Source organism: Streptomyces sp. NPDC007095 (assembly GCF_040634475.1).
GTDB lineage: Bacteria > Actinomycetota > Actinomycetes > Streptomycetales > Streptomycetaceae > Streptomyces.
Genome location: NZ_JBEYFS010000210.1, coordinates 1 through 21,094, shown reverse-complemented (window position 1 = coordinate 21,094; position 21,094 = coordinate 1). Strand labels below are relative to the sequence as shown.

Sequence of the window (21,094 nt, the reverse complement as noted above, 5' to 3'; positions counted from 1 at the left end):
TTGAACCAGTCGGGGTCGCGGTCCCTGGCCGGGGTGTCCTCGAAAGTGTCCGGGACGGGCTCGTTGACGATCATGTGGTGGGTGACCCTCCGATCCGCGGTGAGGTGTCGACGGCGAGCACATGCGCACCGCCCGGCCCCAGTCGCACGAAGTTGACCCTGCCCCAGTTGTAGGTCTCGCCGGTGAGTTCGTCGTGCACGGGGACGGACTCGTGCCAGTCCAGGCCGAGTCGCGGCATGTCCAACGAGACCGTCGCCTCCTGGGTGTGGCGGGGGTCGAGGTTGGCCACCACCACGACCGTGTCGTCGTCCGAGCGCTTGCTGTAGGCGATCAGGGTCTCGTTGTCCGTCTGGTGGAAATGCAGGTTCCGTAGAGCGTGCAGAGACTTGTGGCGCCGTCTGATCCGGTTCAGCTCCGTGATCAGCGGTGCGATGGTGCTGCCCTCGCGCGCGGCCGACTCCCAGTCACGTGGACGCAGCTCGTACTTCTCGGAGTTCCGGTACTCCTCGCTGGCGGGCCCGACCGGAGCGTTCTCGCACAGCTCGTACCCGGCGTAGACCCCCCACGAAGGCGAGAGGGTGGCGGCGAGCACGGCTCGCACTTCGAAGGCCGGCCGACCGCCCCGCTGGAGATGGCCGGGCAGGATGTCGGGGGTGTTCACGAAGAAATTGGGCCGCATGAAGGCGGCCGTCCCGCCCGACAGTTCGGTGAGGTAGTCGGTCAGCTCCTGCTTGGTGTTGCGCCAGGTGAAGTACGTGTACGACTGCTGGAAGCCGACCGCCGCGAGCGTGTGCATGATCGCGGGCCGGGTGAACGCCTCGGCCAGGAAGATCACGTCGGGGTCGGTGCGGTTGATGTCCGCGATGACCCGCTCCCAGAAGACGACCGGCTTGGTGTGCGGGTTGTCGACGCGGAAGATCCGCACGCCGTGGTCCATCCAGTGGCGCAGCACCCGCAGCGTCTCCTGGACCAGCCCCGGCATGTCCCGGTCGAAGGCGATCGGATAGATGTCCTGGTACTTCTTCGGCGGGTTCTCCGCGTACGCGATCGACCCGTCCGCCCGGTGGTGGAACCACTCGGGATGCTTCTCCACCCACGGATGATCCGGCGAGCACTGCAGTGCGAAGTCGAGCGCGACCTCGAGCCGCAGTTCCGTGGCGCGGCGCACGAACGCGTCGAAGTCGTCGATCGTGCCGAGATCCGGGTGGATCGCGTCGTGGCCTCCCTCGGGAGAACCGATCGCCCAGGGCACGCCGACATCCCGACGGCTCGCCGACAGGCTGTTGTTGGGGCCCTTGCGGAAGGTGGTGCCGATGGGATGGATCGGCGGCAGGTACACCACGTCGAAGCCCATCCCGGCGATGGCGGGCAGGCGTTCGGCGGCGCTGCGGAACGTGCCGTGGACCGACGGGTCCAGCTGTCCGCTCTCCGAGCGCGGGAAGAACTCGTACCAGGCGCCGTACAACGCCCGCTTCCGTTCCACGAGCAGGGGCATCGGCAGCGAGCGGGAGAGCCGTTCGCGCAGGGGGTGTGCGGTGAGAACGCCGGTCACTTCCGGGGCCAGGGCGGCGGTGAGACGGGCCGTCGGCCGCCGGGAGTCGTCGCGCAGGGCCCGCGCCGCGGCACGTACGACCGCTTGGCCGGCCGGGTCCGGTACCGCGTCCGCGGCCCGCTCGTACAGCGCGGCGCCCTCCTCCAGGACCAGCCCGGCGTCGATCCCGGCCGGTACCTTGATTCCGGCGGTGTGGCGCCAGGCGGCCACGGGATCGCTCCAGGCCTCCACCAGATAGGTCCAGTGGCCCACGGATTCCGGTGTGACCTCGCCGCCCCAGCGGTCGGTGCCCGGGGCGCGTTCACGCATCGGGGCCCGCGGGCCGGGCCGGCCGCTCTGGTCGCACAGGACGACTTCGGCGCCGAGCACATCCCGGCCCTCGCCGAAGACGGTGGCGGTGACCTCGAAGGTCTCCCCGACGACCGCCTTCGCGGGGCGCCGGCCGCACTCGACGACCGGCTGGACGTCCACGATCGGGATACGGCCGATCGGGTCACGGCCATGGGCCGGATGTGCCTCCATGATTCGCCTCCGCCGTCCTCGCGCCCTGCCCCCTCGGTTCAGAGCTGCACCGAAAATTCCCGACACCACGGTCCGTCTCAGGGACGCCTGCCGACCGCTCGACCCACTCCCCGACCCTGAGGCCCCTGGGAGAGCTGAGAGCCCCGCGCGCCGTGCGCCACCGTCTTCGATGACCGCGCGGAAGCCGGTGTCTCGCCCCGCAGATAGTGCTCGGCGGCGACCACCGCCTCCCGCGCGCAGCGTTTCCCCATCAGCACGCACAGGGTGTACCCCGTGTTCTCGAAGTTGCCCCGCACCGTGTGGTCGGCGGGGGCCATGAGCAGCAGGCGTTCCCAGGCCCGGTATTGCTCCAGACGCCTGGCGACCTCGGCTTTGGCAGGCAGCAGCATGCGCCGGTCACCTTTCCACTCTCTCGACTGCGCACGGGACACCCGGCTGATGCCGGACGGCCGTGCACGGAAGGGCACCGACCCACTACGGAGGGCGGTGCCCTCACTCATGGTGCCTGTACGGGCACTCAGCGTCTTGTTGGCTCTTCAACCACGTGGGGTCGGGCTCTCGTGTTGCACGAACGGAGTAGCACTCGCACTCTGGGACTGACTCAAAAGCGATCAGTGCTCACGCTTCGTGATCGGGGCTCGGTCCGAGAAGGGCGAGGAGAGGCGAGAGCTTCGCCGTGAGGAGCCAACGAAGATGAAACCTGCAGTGCCCTGCTACTACCACCTCGACGTGGAGGTCAGCCCGGAGCGGGTTGGCCAGGTCAAGCGCATATTGGGGGCCCACCTCCGGTACTGGAACCTGGATACGCTCGTCGATTCCGTCTGCCACTGTGCGGAAGCGCTGCTGCACACGATCGACCGGCACGCGACGGACAAGAACACCACCATCGAGATGTGGTGGAACGGTTCCCACCTCATCACCGCGGTCTCCGACAACGACCAGGATCTCCGCCCGCACAACGAACCCCAGGGCTGTCTGGCGCAGATCGCCGCCCTCAGTGACGGCTGGGGCTGCTGCGCCACCGGCGCCGGCGGAAAGATCATCTGGTTCTCCTGGCGGGCCCGCGCCGCCGAGCACGCTCCGCTGGTCCCGACCGCGCCCATGCCCAGTCTGCGGGAGGCGCGCCGGACGCCGCGTCAGGTGGCGCTGCCGGAACCGGCGCTCGCGGCGTCCCGTCACGACACGGAGGCTGTGATCGCCGTGACGTGATCACGGCGACCGAGGGGCGGGGATCACCCGCCCCAGCGGCCGTACGCCGAAGCGGTGATCCAGGCAGCCGTGGGAACCGGAGCAGAACAGGCGCATCGGATCCATCGGAGGGAGACTGGAGGCAAGGCCCCGGACACGGGTGCCCTGAAGTCGGCCCCCAGGCAGGGGGAGGGGTATGTCCATCACGACGGCAGCGGCAGCGCGTCAGGAACTGACCGGATTCAAGGGGCAGTTGATCGGACCCGGCGAATCCGAGTACGACGAGGCACGTGCTGTCTACAACGCGATGATCGACCGGCGGCCCGCCCTGGTGGCGAGGTGCACCAGCGACGAGGACGTCTCCGGCGTCATCGGCTTCGCCCGCGACCACGGCCTCCCGCTCGCCGTGCGGGGTGGCGGCCATCATGGCGCGGGCCTGGGGGTATGCGACGACGGTGTGGTCCTCGACCTCTCACCGCTCAAGGACATCGAGGTCGATCCGGGGACCCGTACGGTACGGGTCGGGGGCGGCTGTGTGTGGGCCGAGGTGGACCGTGCCACCCACGAGCACGGCCTGGCCACACCGGCCGGCATCATCTCCACGACGGGCGTCGCCGGCCTCACCCTGGGCGGCGGCATCGGGCATCTCACCCGCAAGTACGGACTGACGGTCGACAATCTCCTGGCGGCCGACCTCGTCCTGGCGAGCGGCGAGCACGTGCGCGCGAGCGACACGGAGAACACCGACCTGTACTGGGCGATCCGCGGGGGCGGCGGCAACTTCGGAGTCGTCACCTCGTTCCTGTTCCGGCTCCACGAGGTGAGCACCGTAGTCGCCGGCCCCACCTTCTGGCCCGCCGAACTCGGCGCCGAAGTCCTCACCGTCTACCGCGACTTCCTTCCGAGCGCCCCTCGCGAACTGAACGGCTTCTTCATGTTCGGCTCCGTCCCGCCCGGCCCGCCGTTCCCCGAGGAGATCCATCTGCGCAAGGTCTGCGGGGTCGTCTGGTGCCGCATCGGGGACGACACCGAGGCGGCGGCCGCGGAGATGGCACCCCTTCTCGACGCCGTGCCCGAGCCTCTGCTGCACGGAGCGGCGCCGATGCCCTTCCCCGCGCTCCAGTCCGCGTTCGACGGGATCTACCCGCCCGGCGACCAGTGGTACTGGCGCGCGGACTTCGTCGACGAGATCCCCGACGAGGCGGTCGCGTCGCACATCGGGTACGGTGCGGCACCGCCGACCTGGAAATCGACGATGCACCTGTACCCGATCGACGGCGCCGTCCACGACATCGCGCCGGCGGACACCGCCTGGAGCTACCGGAACGCACACTGGGCGACCGTGTACGCGGGCGTGGACTCCGACCCGGCCGGCGCCGAGCGCGTCAAGCGGTGGAGCGTCGACTACTCCGACGCGCTGCACCCGTACTCCGCCGGCGGGGCCTACGTGAACATGATGATGGACGAGGGGCAGGAGCGCGTACGGACCAGCTACCGCGACAACTACGCCCGCCTGGCCCGTATCAAGGCCGACCGCGACCCGGACAACCTGTTCCGCCTCAACCAGAACATCCAGCCGGCGCAGCGCACCTGATCACGGCTTGAGGGCGACCCCGCCGTGCACGTCCGTGGGCTCCGGTGCGGTGCCGGGCCCGGGACGCCACAGCGGGCAGGAGACGATGCCGGGTTCGATCAGCTCCAGGCCCTCGTAGTACGCGGTGATCTGCTCCGGGCTGCGCAGCACGTACGGGACGGCGCCCGTGTCGTCGTAACCCTGCTGGGCCTGCTTGAGCGCGGCGTCGGTGTCGGTGCTGTCGTAGTGCACGAAATAGCTGCCGGAGGGCAGGGCGGCCTGGAGGGTGCGGACGATCGACTTGGCCTCCTCGTAGTCCTGGATATGACCGAGGATGCCCATGAGCATCAGGGCGACGGGCTGGCCGAAGTCCAGGATCCGGCTCGCGGCCTCGACGATCTTCTCGGGCTCGTGCAGATCCGCGTCGATGTAGTTGGTGACACCCTCGGGGGTGCTGGTCAGCAGCGCCTGGGCGTGGCGCAGCACCAGGGGGTCGTTGTCCACGTAGACGATGCGCGACTCGGGCGCCACACGCTGGGCGACCTGGTGGGTGTTGTCGTACGAGGGCAGGCCGGTGCCGATGTCCAGGAACTGGCGGATGCCGAGCTCACCGGCGACGAAGGTCACGGTCCGGATCAGGTATTCGCGGGAGGCCCGGGCCATCGTCTCGATGTTCGGCGCGACCTCGCGGTAGGCGTCGCCCGCGATCCGGTCGACCTCGTAGTTGTCCTTCCCACCCATCCAGTAGTTCCAGATGCGGGCCGAGTGCGGCACCGTGGTGTCGATCTTGGACAACGCCTCTTGGTCGGGGTTGAGCCGGCCGTCTGCCATGGATGTCTCCTGCCTCCGTCACGCGGTCTGTCAACAACCTACCGTCAACTGCCTCTCACGCAGCCCGAGTTGATGATCCGGGCAGGCGGGGCCGCGGATGGGGTGGCCGAGGTCCTTGGCGTCCAGGGTCACGACGGGGACGTGCTGGGCGAGGGTGCGCAGCGCCCGCTCGTACGCGTCGACCGCCTCCGTGTCGTCCGTCTCGCCGGTCATGTGGATGAGGGCCCCGTCGCGTTCCGCCACCGCTTCGGCGAAGTCGAGGGCCTGGATCCAGGTCACCCGGGAGCGTCCACGGCGCAGCGGTCCGTAGACCAGCTCGTGGACGAGACTGCCGTCGACGGCCAACCTGCCCGGTGCGGCGAGGAGTTCGCGGTACGGCTGGGTGGGATCCACGTGATGGAGGGGCCCGCGGCAGAGCCGGACCAGGAATCCGTGCCGGGCCAGCTCGCCGAGCAGGGCGCTTCTGCCGATTCCGTCAGGACCGTCGACGACCAGGGTCCGGCACCGGGCGAGGGCCTGGTCGAGGGCCTGGTCGAGGATCATCCCCGCACCTCGCGACAAGGACCGGTGCGCATACCGCTCCCTCCGGGACGACCGATTCCCTCAGTGTGGAGGGACAACCCGCACGGCGGGAGTGGGCGTGCGGGTTGTCCGGTTGTGCGCGCGTAGTGGTGGTGCGGCTGCGGTGGTGCGCGCGTAGTGGTGGTGCGGCTGCGGTTGTGCGCGCGTAGTGGTGGTGCGGCTGCGGTGGTGGCCCGAGGGGTGGACGGCTCTCCCGGCCTCAGGCGGTCCCGCGCCTCAGGCGACGAGGAAGTCGGCCTGGCCGGACTTCGCGCCTTCGAGGAACGAGATCATCTCGTCCCGGGTGTAGACCAGCGCGGGCCCGTCCGGGTCCGTGGACTGGCGGAAGGCCACACTGCCGTCGGGCAGCCGCTTGGCCTCGACACAACTCCCGCCGTTCGTACCGCTCCAGGGCTTCTCCCAGCCCTCGGTGCCCAGGTCGACGGCCGGCATACCGCTGTAGATGGGGCCCTTGAATCCCATGGATCACAACTCCTTACGCAATTCAGCCAGGATGGCCCTGGTCCGAGCGACCGGTTCCGCCTGCACGGACATCCGGTCCAGTACTTCGAGATAGGTGACGACGTCGCCGGGCCGGTCGACGTAGACGGCGCCGGCGAGGCTTTCCGTGTAGATGACGTCGGGCAGTTCCGAGAAGCCGAAGCGGAAGTGGTGGAACGGGCCGAAGGCGCCGGGGTGTGCCCCCACCCCGAAGCGCATGACCTGGATCCGGACCTTCGGCATGTCCAGGGCCTCCTGCAGCCGGTCGATCTGGGCCCGCATCACCTCGGCCCCGCCCACCGGGCGGCGCAGCACCGTCTCGTCGAGGATGGCCCAGATGGCGGGCGCGTCCGGCTTGGCGAGCAGGTCCTGCCGCCTGGTCCGCAGGGCGACGCGGCGGGCGACGTCCTCCTTCGACTCGTTGGGGAAGCCCACGCGCATGAGCGCGGTGGCGTAGTCGTTCGTCTGCAACAGGCCCGGAACGTAGTGGGGTTCGTAGAGACGGATGACGCTGGCTTCGCTCTCCAGGCTCACGTAGGCGCTGAACCACTCGGGCAGCACGTCGCGGTACTTGTACCACCAGCCCGGCTGGTTGGCCTCCCGGGCCAGCGCGAGGAAGTCGTCGATCTCCGACGCCGGCACCCCGTAGGTGCGCAGCAACTCCTTCACATAGGGGATCCGGAGGCCGACCTCGGCCTTCTCGATCCGGCGGACCGTCAGTGGAGTGACCTCGATCGCCCGTGCCGCCTCCTCGAACGACACTCCCGCCTGTTCCCTCAGCTGCCTCAGCCGCTTTCCGAGAACCATCCGCAGGACCGTGGGTGCGCTGCCGCCCGAGCGGTTGTCACTCACGTCCTACCTCCCGGTACGGCTGTATCACAGCGTGCAGTGTGCCACGCGGTCGTTGACAGAGACAGGGCGATGCGGATCGTTCTGAAATTATCAGAACGCCGGTTGCGTGTTGAGCCTGTCGGCGACCATAGTGATTGAGTGACCTGTCGCACAGTCCCTGGCGACATGCGTTCAACTGTGCTGTGCCGTAAGGGAATTGATGTACCAGCAGATACGGACGCGGCCGTACGGACCGTGATGCGAGACCTGGGTGGCCACCGTGACCGACGGACAATCAAGGAGCGCAGGCAAGGGCCCCGGCGGGGCCAACTCGGCGCTGGCGGCCGCCCTCAAGGAAGCCGGTTGCTCATACGCCTCCCTCGCCCTCAGGGTCAACGAACTGGGCCGTCGCCAAGGTGCGGACTCCAACTACGACAAGGCGTCGGTCACCCGCTGGCTCCAGGGCCAGCAACCACGGGGCACCACACCGGAGTTGATCGCCACCGTGCTCTCCGGGCGGCTCGGCCGCCCCGTGTCGCCCGCGGACCTCGGCTTCCACTCCGATCAGCGGCGCCCGGTCGCGGGCCGGGCCCTGGTCTATGGCGAAGACGTGGCGGAAACCCTTCACACCCTGGCCGAACTGGGCTCCACCGACATCTCCCGTCGCAGCCTCCTCGGCTCGGTGCCCTTCGTCGCCGCCGCGCTGACGAACCCCCAACGCGAATGGCTTCTGTGGCTGTTGGAGCAACAGGAGGGCTTCCGCCCGACGGTGGTGGCGAGCGGCGGACCCGTCGAGCAGGTGCACGCGATGATCGCCATGTTCGACCAGATGGACAACCACTACGGCGGTGGCGGGGTGCGCACCAGCATCGTGCACTACCTCTCCACCGAGGTCGTGCCCATGCTCCAGCGCCGCGGCACCCCGCCGCAGCTGCAACGGCAGTTGTACGCCGCTGCCGCGCGCCTCGCCGCGATGGCCGGCTGGAGCTCGTACGACGCGGGAGAGTACGGGCTCGCGCAGCGGTACATGACCCAGGGACTGCGCCTGTGTGCCGAGGGGCGCGACCGGGTGCTGGGCGGCCAGATCCTGGCCGGGCTCTCCCATCTGGCCACCAACCTCGGCCGCCCCGACGAGGGGGTGGCGCTGGCCCGGGCCGGAGTCGCCACCGCGAAGGGGGCGGGCAGCCCGCTCGGACTGATGCGCCTGTACGCCATGGCGGCACGCGGGCATGCCGCCCAGGGACACTCGTGCGAGGCCTCGGAGGCGCTGCGCCTGGCGGAAGGGCAACTGGACTTGAGCCGGGGCCCCGACCAGGAGTCCGTCTGGGTGCGCTACCTCGACCACCACTATCTCCAGGCCGAGGCCGCCCTGTGCTTCCGTGACCTGGGGCTCGCCGTCCAGGCCGAACGTACGGCGAGCGAGTCGCTGAGCGCGGGCGGTGACCGGCGCAGACGCCAGGCCATCAGCCGTTCGGTGCTCGCGACCGCGCATCTCCAGCAGGACCGGCTCGACGAGGCCGTCGGTACGGCCACCGATGCGCTCGACGCTCTCAGTACCGTGCACAGCGAACGGTCGATCCAGGCCCTGCGCGACTTCCGCACCCGTCTGGAGTCACGCCGCCACGAGCCGATGGTGCAGGAGTTCGAGCGCAGGTCCCGTGCGGTGCTGGGGGCGGTCGCATGACGGGGAGCGCGGCGGTCGGCGCGGTGGGTGACTTAGCGGGAGCGGTCCCTGAGAAGGGAGCGGTCCCTGAGACGCGAAGGGTCTCTGAGGCAGGAACGGTCTGCTCAGTAGCCGTCCGGCGAGGGCGCGTTCTGGGCGCGGTCTACGGGGAGGTGGGCTCCGGAGATACCGCTCGACCAGTCGGACAGCAGAAACGCCACCACCTGGGCGACCTCCTGCGGAGTGACCGGCGCTCCGCTCGGAAGCTCCGTCGCCACGAATCCCGCGTACGCCGCGGGGTCCTCCCGGCGCATCCGCTCCCAGCGCCTGCCCGGGATGAGCATCGACCCGGGGGAGACGGCGTTCACCCGGATTCCGTCCGGGCCCAGTTCACGGGCGAGCGAGGCGGCCAACTGGATCTGGGCGGACTTCGCCACCCCGTACTGGACGGGCGGCCCGGGCTTCCAGCCGGAGATCGACGAGATCACCACGACCGATCCGCCCCCGGCAGCCCGCAGATGCGGCACCGCGGCCCGGACCAGGCGTGCGGCATGGCCGACGTTCACTTCCCAGGTCGCCGCCCAGTCCTCGGCGTCCGTCTCCTCGAAGCGGCCGCCGCGAGAACCGCCCGCACAGGCCACCACCCCGTCGAGCCCGCCGAAACGATTCGCCATGGCCGCGACAAACTCCTCCAGGCGCTCCGGTTCGGTGACGTCGAGCGCCTGGGTGAACAGCGGGGAGTCCAGCGATGCCGTCAGCGCCGCCAGGTCGCCCGCGCCGCGCGCGCAGGTCGCCACCCGGGCCCCTTCGGCGGCGAGCAGCCGCACGATCTGCTCGCCGAGACCCCGCGTTCCACCGGTGACCAGGACGCGCTTACCGCGTACCCCCGACCACCCCGTGGGATCGCCTTGGCGCACCGGCGGCCGGCTCCCGCTCACGTTCCTCACCTGATCGAACATACATCCCATGCCACTACGTGCCTGCAACCGGACAACCCCGATACCCCCTGGTCGGCGCGGGGCCGTGCCCTGTTGGCTGCACGGGCAGCCATCGAGCACATCCCCCACCCGCGCTGCAACGAAGGAGGACCGATGACGGCATCCAGGGCTCATAGCCGCGGGCCGTCGCACTCACCGCGGCACGACGCCGTCGTGCCGCCCAGGACGCACCCCAGCCTGGTGCGGACCACGGTCCCCGCCCAACCCTCGCGCGCGGCCGGAGTGCGGGACATGCTCGCCGAGCACCTCACCTCTCTGCGTCTGCCCTCCGAGTGCCTCGAGAACGCTGTCCTCGCGACGGACGAGTTGTTCGCCAACGCGGTCAGACACGGCAGTCCCGGCCCCCGCGACACGATCACCGTCACCCTCGAACACATCGGGCACGAGCTGCGCGTGACGGTCGCCGACCGTTCGTCCGCCCTGCCGCGACCGCGTGACACGGGCGGCGCCGAGGAGTCGGGACGCGGACTGGCCATCGTGGCCGCACTGACCGACGACTGGGGCATCGCACCGCCCGACCCCGGCACCACGGGCAAGAAGGTGTGGTTCACACTGGCGCTCCGGGGCATGCCATGAAGCGATTACCGAGGCATCTCACGGTCGGCATGCCGACGGAGCCGGACGGCGCAGGGCCGGAGTCGGACGGTGCGAAGTCGGAGCCGGACGGAGTACCGGGGGAGCCGGGTCCGGCGTCCGCGCGGATCCTCCCGGCACTCGCCGCCGCGCTCGCCCGGGAACTCTCGCGCCGGGCCGACGAGGAGCGGCACCTGATGCGGCAGGCGCGGACGAACCCCACCCCACAGGTCCGGCGCGGCCTCGCCGAATGCCGCAGGACCAACGCCGACGCCCTCGGGACGATCGTCCGCCGACACGGCTGGCCGGCCGCGGACCTGGTCGGCGCGCCCGCCTCGACCGCCGCCCTGATGATCCTGCTGCACGCTCCGGACCTCGACTTCCAGCTCCGCTGCCGCGACCTGATCGCCCAGGCCACCGCGGACGGGCGCTGCCCCGGCCCTCACCACGCCTACATCGCCGATCACTGCGCGGTAGAACTGGGCCAGCCCCAGTTCTACGGCACCCGGGTCGACCCTGCGACCTTCCGCCCGTATCCGATCCGGCGGCCCGAGACACTCGAGGAGCGGCGCCGCGATGTGGGCCTCGGCCCCCTCGACGAGCAGATGCGGACGCTGCGCCGCGGCGCCTGAGAACGTGATGTGCAGCACGCACGGAAATGTCCCCGCAACGGCGGGGACACGGGTTCTGGCTGGGCACGGCTTGATCGCCGATCAAGGAGGGCAAAAACGCTGGCCACGGTGCGTTCCGCCCATTTGACACCCAGTTGAGGGCACAGATAGGAAACAGCTCTCTGAGGTGGAGAGGTGGACCGTGCACGAACCGAACGTGGTCGGGGACTGGCAGGAGTACGACGAGCACGCCGGCCTGCGCGTCCGCGTCCACGGGGTGGAGCGGGCGGAGCCACCGCGCGGACGCGACGACGCCGCCGAAGGGCTCACCTACTTCCGGTGCCGGGTGACTGTCGAGAACCGTGGTGGCGAGCACTTCGGCATCCATCTCGAGGACGGCCAGATGGACATCCGTGTCGGCCCCGACGGCGAGAGCGCCTTCCTGGACTGGCGCAACTCCCAGTTCATCGAGGGCTACGACGTCTACCCTCTGCGCCGGGCCACCGCGGTCCTCTTCGCCGCGGGCCCGGACGCCTCCCTGCCCCGGGTGGACATCCAGATCCAGCTGAAGGTCGACGACGAGTGGACCGACCGGTACCTGTGGGTCGGCGGCATCGACCTCTACGAGGGTTCGGTCGACGCCGCCGCCCGGTCCGACTCGGCGAGGGACAGCCTCGCCTGTCAGGTGAGCAACTTCCTGCGGGGGGAAGCGGGATCGTGACCCGCTCCCCGGGTCACTGATCAGGCCGTACGGCGTTCCGTCGTCCAGTGGAGCAGGCCCAGCACCGGCAGGGCGGCGCCCAGGACGGTGACCGCGGTCCAGCCGGCCGCGTGGTAGGCGATCGAGCCCAGCTGGGAGCCGAGCGCGCCGCCGACGAAGAAGATCGCGATGAACGCGCTGTTGAGGCGGGCGCGGGCGTTCGGGTCGAGCTGGTAGATGGTGTGCTGGCCGAGGATCAGGGTGGTCTGCACGGCCGTGTCGATCAGCACGGCGGCCAGGGCGACCAGGGTGATGTGGGACTGTCCGAAGCCCGCCAGAGCGAAGGCCAGGGCCGCTACGGCGAAGGCGATCCCGGTCATGGGACGGACGAGCCCGCGGTCGGCCCAGTGACCGGCGAACGGGGCGACGGCAGCACCGGCCGCGCCGACGAGCGCGAAGAGGCCGACGCCGATGGGGGAGTAGTGGAAGTGGGGGCCCGTCAGGACGTACGACACGGTGGTCCAGAACGCGCTGAACGCACCGAACATCGCCGCCTGGTAGAGGCCCCGGCGCAGCAACATGGGGTGACGGCGCACCAGTTGGAGCGTGGAGCGCAGGACATGGGCGTACGGCATGGTCGTGGTCGGCGCGTGCTGCGGCAGGGCCGCGCGCAGGGCCAGCGCCAGCAGGGCCATCAGGACGGCGGAGCCGAGGTACACCACCCGCCAGCCGGCCACGTCGGAGACCAGGCTGCTGAGGGTGCGGGAGAGCAGGATGCCGGTGAGCAGGCCGCTCATCACCCGTCCGACGATCCGGCCACGGGCGTGGTCGGGGGCGAGGCTCGCCGCGAAGGGGATCAGTATCTGGGCGACGACCGAGGTGCCTCCGCTGATCAGGGAGGCGATCAGCAGCATGGGGAAGTCGGTGGCGAGACCCGCGGCGACCAGGGCGAGCGTGGTGACCGTCAGGAGCACGCTGATCAGGCGGCGCTTCTCCAGCCGGTCGCCGAGCGGGACGAGGAAGAGCATGCCCAGGACATAGCCGACCTGGGTGAGGGTGATGAGTCCGCCGGCGGCCGCCGTGCCGACGTGGAACACGTCGCGCAGCGAGGACAGCAGGGGCTGGGCGTAGTACAGGTTGGCGACCGTCATGCCGGAGGCGACGGCGAAGAGGGCGACCAGCCAGCCCGGCACGCCGTGCGCCGCCTGCGCGGTGGCGGTCTGGCCCGGTGACTTGAGGACGGGGGACTTGGACACGGGCACCTTCTCGGGAAGGGAACCGGTGGAGCGGTTCGGGAAGCGCTGGGTGGTGGTCGAGCGGCCTCGTTGCCGCTCGCACGGTTTCCTCAGCGTCCGCGGTGCCTCCGTGCTTCCCCTGTCATGGCGATGATTTCGAATGTCAGTCATCTCCGAACGAGATGAGCTGAGGGATTGAGCTGAGGGATGAGCCACCCCGTCCCTCCGTCGCCTCCCATGTACGACCGTCAGGCCATGTACCGCAGCAGGGCCGCCACCGCCGGGGGCACCTCGCCGCGCGGCTGGACCACCATGACCTTCCAGCTCGGCGCGTGCCGGTCGAAGCGGTGCTTGTCCAGGTCGGGGAAGCGGCCGGCGATCGAGATCGGCATGACGCACACACCCAGGTCGGCGCGGACCAGTTCGGACGCCGCGACGATGTCGTTCACCTCGAAGGTCGTCTCGCGCTCGACGGCGGCCGCACGGAACGCCCGGTCGACGGCGAGGCGGATCGCCCAGCCGGGCGTGAAGTCCACCAGCGGCAGCCGGGCCGCTTCGGCGAGAGTGACTTTCCCGTCGGGCCCGGCCCCGCCCAGGACCCGGCCCGGCGCGGACACCAGCACCATCTCCTCCCGGGCAAGCAGCCGGGTCACCAGACCGCGCTGCTGCTGACGGTCGAGGGCGACCACCGCCAGATCCACCGTGCCCTCGCGCAACGCCTGGCGGATGTCGGTCACGGCCCCCTGCCGCAGCCGCACCACCACTCCCGGATGCTCCGCACGCAGCGCGGCCAGTGGGCGGTGCAGGTCGGCCCACACCCCCTGCATCGTGCCGACCGTCACCCGTCCCCGCAGCTGCCCCCGCGCGGCGTCGACCGCCGACCGCGCCTGTTCGGCGGCCCGCAACGTCGCCCGCGCGGCCGGTACGAAGGCCTCGCCCGCCGAGGTCAGCGACACCCGGTGCGTGGTGCGGTCGAACAGCGGGGTCCCGAGCTCGCGCTCCAGTGCGCGCACGGTGCTCGACACGGCGGACTGCACCACGTGCAGCCGCTGCGCCGCGGCGGTGAACCCGCCCTCCTCGGCCACCGCTACGACGACCTCCATCTGCCGCAGATCCATGTCCTCTCCCGATGTCCCGGTCCATCTCTCGCTGAGATGGTGGTCCTCCTGGGTTATCACAGAACGGGGCGGGTCGGTCTCCCGGCCTGCTGTGGCGTCAGGGGCTGGGGGCGTGGGGGTGACGAGGCAGCGGGTCGGTCTCCCGGCCTGCTGTGGCGTCAGGGGCTGGGGGGTGTGGGGGTGACGAGGCCGGTTTGGTAGGCGATGACGACGAGTTGGGCGCGGTCGCGGGCGCCGAGTTTGGTCATGGCGCGGTGGATGTGGGTGCGGACGGTGAGGGGACTGACGGTGAGTTGGTCGGCGATTTGGTTGTTGGAGTGGCCTTCGGCGGCGAGGGCCATGACTTCGCGTTCGCGGGCGGTGAGGGTGGTGAGGGCTTCGGGGGGCGCGAGGGGGGTGCCGGGGGTGGGGGTGGTGAGGAAGCGGGTGATGAGAGTGCGGGTGGCCTGAGGGGAGAGCAGGGTGTCGCCGGCGGCGACGGTGCGGATGGCGTCGAGGAGGGCGTCGGCGCCGACGTCTTTGCCGAGGAAGCCGCTGGCTCCGGCGCGGAGGGCCTGGGCGACGTATTCGTCGATTTCGAAGGTGGTGAGGATGAGGACGCGGGTGGTGTCGAGGTCGGGGTCGGCGCAGATGGCCGCGGTGGCGGTCAGGCCGTCGGTGTGGGGCATGCGGATGTCCATGAGGACGATGTCGGGTTGGTGGATGCGGGCGAGGTCGACGGCTTCCTTGCCGTTGGTGGCTTCGTCGACGACTTCGAGGTCGGGGCAGGAGTCGATCAGGATGCGGAAGGTCGCCCGGAGCAGGGCCTGGTCGTCGGCGAGCAGCACGCTGATGGTCATGGGGTGCGGTCCTCTTCCGGGGAGGGGGTGTACAGCGGTAGATCCGTGGAGACCTCGAAGCCGCCCTCGGCCCGGTGATCGGCCTTGAGCCGGCCGCCCACGGACAGGGCGCGCTCACGCATGCCGATGAGACCGAAACCGTGGCCAGGGGCCGGAGCGGCGGTCACCGGGTTCGCTCCCTCGTCGGTGACCGTGATGGTCAGCCGGTGGTGGGAGTAGACGAGCCGCACGTGTGCGGTGTCCGAGGCCGCGTGTTTGGTGACGTTGGTGAGCGCCTCCTGAATGATGCGGAACGCGGTCAGGTCCACTCCCGGTGACAGCGGGCGTGCCTCGCCCTCGGTGGTGACGTCGACCTTGAGCCCGGCGGTCGCGAACGCGGCCGTGAGTTCCGAGAGCCGGTCCAGGCCCGGGGAGGGTTCCAGCGGCGCGTCGGGGTCGTTGGTCTGGCGCAGCAGTCCGACGGTGGCCTTGAGTTCGCGCAGCGCCGATGCGGTGGTGCCGGCGAGGTCGTCGAGGATGTTCTGCACCTGCTGGGGATGGGTGCGCTGGAGATGGGCGGCCGTCCCGGCCTGCGCGTTGGCCAGCGCGAGGTGGTGGGCGACGACGTCGTGCAGCTCACGGGCGATGCGCATGCGCTCCTCGGCCACCCGGTGCCGCGCCTCCTCCTCACGGGTGCGCTCGGCGATCTCCGCGCGGGCGTGCACGGCCTCCAGGTAGTCGGCCCGCAGCCGGGTGCTGGTGCCCCAGGCGATGGGCACCAGCACCCAGAAGACGGGGCCGACCGTCGCGAGGACGAGGGACAGCGGATGGTGATAGGAGTCGACGAGCAGCGCGGTGGTGACCAGCAGCGCGGCGGTGCCGGCCAGGCCGATGCGCGCGGTCCTGCGGTCGGTGTGGACGGCCAGCCAGTACAGCGCGGCCATGAGCGGTGCCAGCAGCAAGGGAGTGATCAGATAGCCCAGGGCGTTGGCGGCGTTGGCGGCGGCCGCTGTCACCGCTACCACCGTGAGCGGGTACCTGCGGTGCCACATCAGGGCCAGGGCACCGATAACGCCCAGGAGAATGCCGGGCCACGGGGCGAGGTGCCGGCCGGTGGGTTCCTCGCTGGTCCAGGTGGTGCCGAGAGCGGCCGCGGCGAACAGCAGCACGACGACCGCCACATCCAGGACGCGGGGGTGGTCCTTGGCGAACTTCTGCCAGCCGGTGTTCATCGGGAGGGTTTCCTGTCGGGTGCTGTGACCATGGTGAACCTTTTCAGCCTCCCTGAGCATGGGCGTCCCGTCGTCATGTGTCGGCCGACAATCCCGGCTACTGAGAACGCAGTACCGGGCGACCGGTATGTCGTCCCTGAGCATGACGATGATCGGCTGGACAGACCTCGGCCGGACCGGCCCCCTAGTCGTCGTTCACCAGGATGAGGTCGAGAAAACGGTTGAGCGGTTCGATGATGTCGAGACGCTGGTTGAGCAGCCACTGGGCCTGCAGGCCGTTGAGTACCGCCTGGAAGAGGGTCGCCGCACTGTCCGGACCGAGGCCCTCCCGCAGCTTCCCCTGCGCCTGCAGCTCGCTCAGGCGCCGTGTGACATGGGTGCGGCTGCGCTCGTACCGCTCGACGAAGTAGCCGTGCGCGGGGTGGTCCGGCCGCGAGGCGGTCGCCGCCAGCTCCAGCCACAGACGCATCAGCTCGGGGGTCTTCTGGTGGCGCACCAGCAGAGTGCCGAGATAAGGCGCGAGCGCTTCGAGGCTGTCGACCTCGGCCACGCCCTCCTCCCACTCCTCGGTGTCGCGCTGGGCGAGCACCTCGGCGAGCAGGTCGTCCTTGCTGCGGAAGTGGTGCAGGAGACCGGCGTGGGTGATGCCGGCCCGCTCGGCGATGTCGCGGAGTGAGGCCCGGGCATATCCGCGTTCGGCGAAGCTGTCGCGCGCCGCGCGTACGATCTCCGCTCGCCGGGCCGGTGTCTTCGCGTACGGTCCGCGTGCCTTTCCCTGATCCACCAGCGCATCGTAGCGCTGTGTGAGCGCTTGCTACCCGGACGGGATCAACCCGGTCCGCGCAGGGGGCTCCGGTCACGAACGCCGGACACGCACCTCCGGCGCCCGCTTCGGCAGCGGCCCGCCGCTCGTCCGGGTCCCACTCGTCGTCGGTGGATTACTTGAGACGAGCGAGCGAATTGGAACTTACTTGAGTCAGGCAAGTAGTGCTACCTTGGGTGTATGCCTGCACCAGTGCCACAAGCGCCCGCCTCGTCCGACGTGATCGGGATCGAGCGAGCTCTCAATCGCATCTCTTGTCTGAACAGCCGGGCCCGGCAGCACGATCGCCTGATGGCCATGTCAGGACTGCGGTTGGACCGTGCCGCGGTGGCGCTGCTGCGGCAGATGGCCGATTCCGGTCCCATGCGTCCCGGTGAGCTGGCGGCCCGGTTGGAGGTGGAGGCGTCCCACATCACCCGGCAGGTGCAGCAGCTGCGGAAGGCGGGCTATGTGAGCCGCGCGCCGGACCCGGACGACCGGCGGGCCAAGCGCATCGAGCTGACCCCGGCCGGCCGGGACGCGATCGACCGGATCCGTGTGACGAGCTCGCGGGGCATGCAGATGGCGTTGGCGGAGTGGACGCCGGCGGAGCTGCAGCGCCTTGCGGCACTGTTCCGCGGGATGGTGGACGACTTCCTCGCGCATGCCACCGAGGGTGAGGAGAGCGAGGGGCGGGCCGGCGTGGCCGAGCCCTGGGCCGGTGTGGCCGGAGTTCGGTGTGGTGCGGTCGAGGTTCGGGATGGGGTACCAGGGGGCGACGGGGCGGCGCGGTCGGACTGATTGTGCGGAGGCATGGCCTTTTGAGGGTGTGGGGCGTGGCTGCCCATCGGGGGAGCCTCCGTCAACTCCAGCCCCTGGGTGAGCGCGGCGTCTATGTGGTGAGCGCTCGGCCGCCCGTCCGCACAACCCGGCCGGTGTGTCTGCGGCCGTCCTTCGGACGTCTCGAAGCGCCGTCCGGGGAGGTCGACCGTGTGAGGTCGTGAAGTCTGAAGTCGTGATGCTCCAGCTCTGCACGAATGGTCGTTCCATGGACGGAAACATGAGTGAGAAGCGGTCGCCGGCGCGCGGTGACGGACAACGCGTCCTGGTCGTCGTCGAGGACGCCGAGACCACCGAACTGCTCTCGACGACCATGGAGTTGGCGGGCTACCGGGTCAGCACGGTGAGCACCGGCGCCGAGGCCATGGTGCGCCTTGTCGAGCACCGCTTCGACCTGGTCGTCCTCGATGTGACTCTGCCCGATCTGCAGGGACTCTCCCGCGGGAGCCGCTTCACGCCCGCCGATCGCCCACCGGTGCTCTTCCTGACCGCGTATCAGACCCTGGGCCGACTCGTCCCCGAACTCGGTGCGGGCCGGGAGGACTACGTCACCAAGCCGTTCCGGATCGCCGAGGTCCTCGCACGGGCCGAGGTGCTGCTGCGCGACCGCAGTCCCGAACAGGAGGGGCCGTCCTACGGAGACCTGGTCCTGGACGACGACACCTGTCAGGCGTGGCGCGGTCGACGGGAGATCGGCCTCACCCCCGCCGAGTACCGGCTGCTGCGGCATCTGCTGGTCAACGCCGAGCGTGTGCTGTCCAAGGAGCAGATCTGCCGTCATGTGTGGGGCGAGAGCCGTGCCGACAACGCGATCGAGAAGCTCGTCTCCCGTCTGCGGCACAAGGTGGACCGGGAAGGCCCCGTGCTGATCCACACCCGCAGGGGCTTCGGGTACTGGCTCGGCCACTGACCCCGCCCGGGGCGGTGATCTGCGTCACGTCAGCTTGCGGTCAGGAAACCGGCCGGAGCGTGTCAGACCGGTCCGGTTGCATATGCGTACTGGCCTTTCCGCCGTGCTTCGTTCTCCGTTCCGGCGGAGCCCCCCACCGAGGAGTGACATGGCTGAGACCCTGGCGGGCGTCACTTCGCGCCGACCCCGGCGCCGGTGGAGTCGCGTGACGCGAAGCCGATCGCAAAGGTTCACATATGGGACGAGAGCGCACCTTGGCTCATCGCCCGCCGCGCCGACCGGCGCGTCCTGCCGCCGGCCCCCGCGTCGTCGGCGGCGACCCCTTGGGCGGTTTCCCGCATGTGACCGAACACCGGGAGCGGATTGCGAAGATCGCCCCGAGGGGCATCGCCGCCAAGGACCCTCCCACGCACACGCGGCCGCGGCGGACGGTTGCCGGTTCGTTTCGCGAAGAACGGTCGGAGTGCCGTACGGCGAGCACGAGTTCTTCCCCTGGGACTGGGGCTGGGACTGCGGCCGTGCACCGACCTGTGCCGACCTGTACGACCGAAAGGAAAAGATCATGCGTATAGAACTGGACGAACCGAAGTGCGTCGCGTCGGGGCAGTGTGTGATGGCCTCTCCCGAGGTGTTCGACCAGCGGGAGGACGACGGCGTCGCGATCCTGCTGGAGGAGGCGCCCGGCGCTGAGCTGCTCGACGGCGTGCGCGAGGCCGTCGCGATCTGTCCCGCCGCGGCGATCCGGCTGGTCGAGAAGTGAGGCGGATCCTGGTCGTCGGCGCCTCGGCCGCCGGGCTCGCGGCGGCCGAGACGCTGCGCCGGGAGGGGTACGACGGCACGCTCACCCTCGTCGGTGAGGAGGCCCATCTGCCCTACGACCGTCCGCCGCTGTCCAAGCAGATCCTCTCCGGCGAGTGGAGCCCGGAGCGGCTGCCGCTGCGCGCCCGTGCCGATCTCGACGCCCTCGACCTCGACCTGCGTCTGGGGCGCGCCGCTTGCGGCCTCGACCTCGCCGGGCGCGCGGTGCTGCTGGCCGACGGGACGCGGCTGCCGTACGACGGCCTGATCGTGGCGACCGGCGTACGGCCGCGCAGGCTGCCCGGCGAGGGTGACGCGCATGTGCTGCGCACCCTGGACGACGCGCTGGCCCTCAGGGACCGGCTGGGGCCCGGGCGGCGACTCGTGGTCGTCGGTGCGGGGTTCCTCGGCGCGGAGGCCGCCGCGGTGGCGCGGGGGCTGGGAACGGAGGTCACGCTCCTCGAGCCGGCGCCGGTTCCGCTGGCCCACGCGGTCGGTGAGCAGGTGGGACGGGTCCTGTCGGGGGCTCATCTGGACCACGGTGTGGACCTGCGCACCGGGGTCGGTGTGGCCGACGTGTCCGACACCGGCGTACGGCTCACGGACGGGGAACTGGTCGCGGCCGACGAGGTGTTGGTGGCGATCGGTTCGCTGCCGAACACCGAGTGGCTGGAGGGCAGCGGTCTGAAGGTGACCGACGGGCTCGTCTGCGACGAGTACAGTGCCGCCGCGCCGGCTGTGTACGGTGCCGGGGACGTGGCCCGCTGGCACAATCCGCTGTTCGGTATGTCGATGCGGATCGAGCACCGGACCAACGCCGCCGAGCAGGGCGTGGCCGCCGCCCGCAATCTGCTCCACCCGGACGCGCGCAAGCCGTTCGCGCCGGTGCCGTACTTCTGGTCGGACCAGTACGACATGAAGGTGCAGGCGTTCGGGCATCTGCGTGGGCACGACGAAGTTGCCGTGGTCGAGGGCGAGTTGGACGCACATCGGTTCGTGGTCGCCTACCGTGCCGGTGACCGTCTGGTGGGGGTCCTGGCGATCGGCATGCCGCCCAAGGCGATCCGCGGCTGGCGCCAGGCCGTGGCGACCGGCGCGTCATGGCACGAGGCCGTCGATGTGGCACCGCCGCCCTCCGCCGCGTCCTAGGTCCTGTCGTCAAATTCCCGTCGTCCGCCCGGAGGGCGGGCCCTGCGGCGTCAGGTGCGTGCTCTCGGCGTGCCGGGCACAGGCCCTC

The 21,094-nt window shown here is 70.3% G+C and carries 21 protein-coding genes and 1 pseudogene; 10 read left to right on the top strand and 12 right to left on the bottom strand.

The window, feature by feature from the left end:
* Window positions 1–70 precede the first annotated feature (70 nt).
* Together ABZ656_RS45325 and ABZ656_RS45320 are read right to left on the bottom strand one after the other, a co-directional pair.
* Entirely contained in the window at window positions 71–2,074 is a 2,004-nt protein-coding gene (locus ABZ656_RS45325) for an alpha-1,4-glucan--maltose-1-phosphate maltosyltransferase (RefSeq protein WP_101406973.1), read from the bottom strand.
* Between the two features lie 77 nt (window positions 2,075–2,151).
* The gene (locus ABZ656_RS45320; protein WP_101406972.1) at window positions 2,152–2,463 is read right to left on the bottom strand and encodes a DUF5133 domain-containing protein; all 312 of its coding nucleotides are present in this window, start codon (window positions 2,461–2,463) and stop codon (window positions 2,152–2,154) included.
* Window positions 2,464–2,767: 304 nt separating this feature from the next.
* Here ABZ656_RS45320 and ABZ656_RS45315 point away from each other — a divergent pair, with 304 nt between their 5' ends.
* Window positions 2,768–3,283, top strand: coding sequence for a pep a2 (locus tag ABZ656_RS45315; RefSeq protein WP_168488092.1), 516 nt, complete (start codon window positions 2,768–2,770; stop codon window positions 3,281–3,283).
* Between the two features lie 175 nt (window positions 3,284–3,458).
* Entirely contained in the window at window positions 3,459–4,856 is a 1,398-nt protein-coding gene (locus ABZ656_RS45310) for an FAD-binding oxidoreductase (protein WP_101406970.1), read from the top strand.
* Here the strand turns inward: ABZ656_RS45310 and ABZ656_RS45305 are convergent, their stop codons facing one another.
* The 4 genes from ABZ656_RS45305 to ABZ656_RS45290 form a co-directional block, all read right to left on the bottom strand.
* Entirely contained in the window at window positions 4,857–5,666 is an 810-nt protein-coding gene (locus ABZ656_RS45305; protein WP_360276721.1) for an SAM-dependent methyltransferase, read from the bottom strand. It abuts the gene before it with no gap.
* A 30-nt stretch (window positions 5,667–5,696) separates the two neighbouring features.
* The gene (locus tag ABZ656_RS45300) at window positions 5,697–6,209 is read right to left on the bottom strand and encodes a hypothetical protein (protein ID WP_101406968.1); all 513 of its coding nucleotides are present in this window, start codon (window positions 6,207–6,209) and stop codon (window positions 5,697–5,699) included.
* A 255-nt stretch (window positions 6,210–6,464) separates the two neighbouring features.
* Window positions 6,465–6,710 (bottom strand): DUF397 domain-containing protein, encoded by a 246-nt coding sequence (locus tag ABZ656_RS45295; protein WP_101406967.1) that lies wholly within the window; start codon window positions 6,708–6,710, stop codon window positions 6,465–6,467.
* Window positions 6,711–6,713: 3 nt separating this feature from the next.
* Window positions 6,714–7,580, bottom strand: a complete 867-nt coding sequence (locus tag ABZ656_RS45290) for a helix-turn-helix transcriptional regulator (RefSeq protein WP_360276716.1) — start codon at window positions 7,578–7,580, stop codon at window positions 6,714–6,716.
* Between the two features lie 250 nt (window positions 7,581–7,830).
* Here ABZ656_RS45290 and ABZ656_RS45285 point away from each other — a divergent pair, with 250 nt between their 5' ends.
* The gene (locus tag ABZ656_RS45285) at window positions 7,831–9,243 is read left to right on the top strand and encodes a hypothetical protein (protein WP_360276713.1); all 1,413 of its coding nucleotides are present in this window, start codon (window positions 7,831–7,833) and stop codon (window positions 9,241–9,243) included.
* Between the two features lie 104 nt (window positions 9,244–9,347).
* On the opposite strand, the gene ABZ656_RS45280 is transcribed toward ABZ656_RS45285, so the two are convergent.
* Complete coding sequence (locus ABZ656_RS45280; RefSeq protein WP_360276710.1) at window positions 9,348–10,160, bottom strand: SDR family oxidoreductase; 813 nt, start codon at window positions 10,158–10,160, stop codon at window positions 9,348–9,350.
* 153 nt (window positions 10,161–10,313) lie between these two features.
* On the opposite strand from ABZ656_RS45280, the gene ABZ656_RS45275 reads away from it, so the two are divergent.
* From ABZ656_RS45275 to ABZ656_RS45265, 3 genes are all read left to right on the top strand, one after another.
* On the top strand, window positions 10,314–10,796 hold the full coding sequence (locus ABZ656_RS45275) for an ATP-binding protein (RefSeq protein WP_360276707.1): 483 nt from the start codon (window positions 10,314–10,316) through the stop codon (window positions 10,794–10,796).
* Between the two features lie 29 nt (window positions 10,797–10,825).
* Window positions 10,826–11,425: a DUF6624 domain-containing protein gene (locus tag ABZ656_RS45270; protein ID WP_360276704.1), complete on the top strand. Its 600-nt coding sequence runs from the start codon at window positions 10,826–10,828 to the stop codon at window positions 11,423–11,425.
* A 181-nt stretch (window positions 11,426–11,606) separates the two neighbouring features.
* Window positions 11,607–12,125 carry a hypothetical protein gene (locus tag ABZ656_RS45265; protein WP_099925902.1) on the top strand — a complete coding sequence of 173 codons (519 nt, stop codon included), beginning with the start codon at window positions 11,607–11,609 and terminating at the stop codon, window positions 12,123–12,125.
* Window positions 12,126–12,145: 20 nt separating this feature from the next.
* On the opposite strand, the gene ABZ656_RS45260 is transcribed toward ABZ656_RS45265, so the two are convergent.
* From ABZ656_RS45260 to ABZ656_RS45240, 5 genes are all read right to left on the bottom strand, one after another.
* Window positions 12,146–13,297, bottom strand: a complete 1,152-nt coding sequence (locus ABZ656_RS45260; protein WP_218978451.1) for an MFS transporter — start codon at window positions 13,295–13,297, stop codon at window positions 12,146–12,148.
* 290 nt (window positions 13,298–13,587) lie between these two features.
* On the bottom strand, window positions 13,588–14,457 hold the full coding sequence (locus ABZ656_RS45255; RefSeq protein WP_360276700.1) for a LysR family transcriptional regulator: 870 nt from the start codon (window positions 14,455–14,457) through the stop codon (window positions 13,588–13,590).
* Between the two features lie 158 nt (window positions 14,458–14,615).
* Window positions 14,616–15,296 (bottom strand): response regulator transcription factor, encoded by a 681-nt coding sequence (locus ABZ656_RS45250; protein WP_101406962.1) that lies wholly within the window; start codon window positions 15,294–15,296, stop codon window positions 14,616–14,618.
* Complete coding sequence (locus tag ABZ656_RS45245; RefSeq protein WP_101406961.1) at window positions 15,293–16,507, bottom strand: sensor histidine kinase; 1,215 nt, start codon at window positions 16,505–16,507, stop codon at window positions 15,293–15,295. The genes ABZ656_RS45250 and ABZ656_RS45245 overlap by 4 nt, the downstream gene beginning before the upstream one ends.
* A gap of 184 nt (window positions 16,508–16,691) precedes the next feature.
* On the bottom strand, window positions 16,692–17,291 hold the full coding sequence (locus tag ABZ656_RS45240) for a TetR/AcrR family transcriptional regulator (RefSeq protein WP_101406960.1): 600 nt from the start codon (window positions 17,289–17,291) through the stop codon (window positions 16,692–16,694).
* A gap of 219 nt (window positions 17,292–17,510) precedes the next feature.
* Here ABZ656_RS45240 and ABZ656_RS45235 point away from each other — a divergent pair.
* The 4 genes and pseudogenes from ABZ656_RS45235 to ABZ656_RS45220 form a co-directional block, all read left to right on the top strand.
* A pseudogene (locus ABZ656_RS45235) lies at window positions 17,511–17,990 on the top strand (MarR family transcriptional regulator); the annotation flags it as partial.
* 367 nt (window positions 17,991–18,357) lie between these two features.
* Window positions 18,358–19,059 carry a response regulator transcription factor gene (locus ABZ656_RS45230; protein ID WP_360276695.1) on the top strand — a complete coding sequence of 234 codons (702 nt, stop codon included), beginning with the start codon at window positions 18,358–18,360 and terminating at the stop codon, window positions 19,057–19,059.
* A gap of 562 nt (window positions 19,060–19,621) precedes the next feature.
* Window positions 19,622–19,819 (top strand): ferredoxin, encoded by a 198-nt coding sequence (locus ABZ656_RS45225; RefSeq protein ID WP_101408374.1) that lies wholly within the window; start codon window positions 19,622–19,624, stop codon window positions 19,817–19,819.
* Window positions 19,816–21,006, top strand: coding sequence for an FAD-dependent oxidoreductase (locus ABZ656_RS45220; RefSeq protein ID WP_360276692.1), 1,191 nt, complete (start codon window positions 19,816–19,818; stop codon window positions 21,004–21,006). The genes ABZ656_RS45225 and ABZ656_RS45220 overlap by 4 nt, the downstream gene beginning before the upstream one ends.
* Window positions 21,007–21,094: the final 88 nt, after the last annotated feature.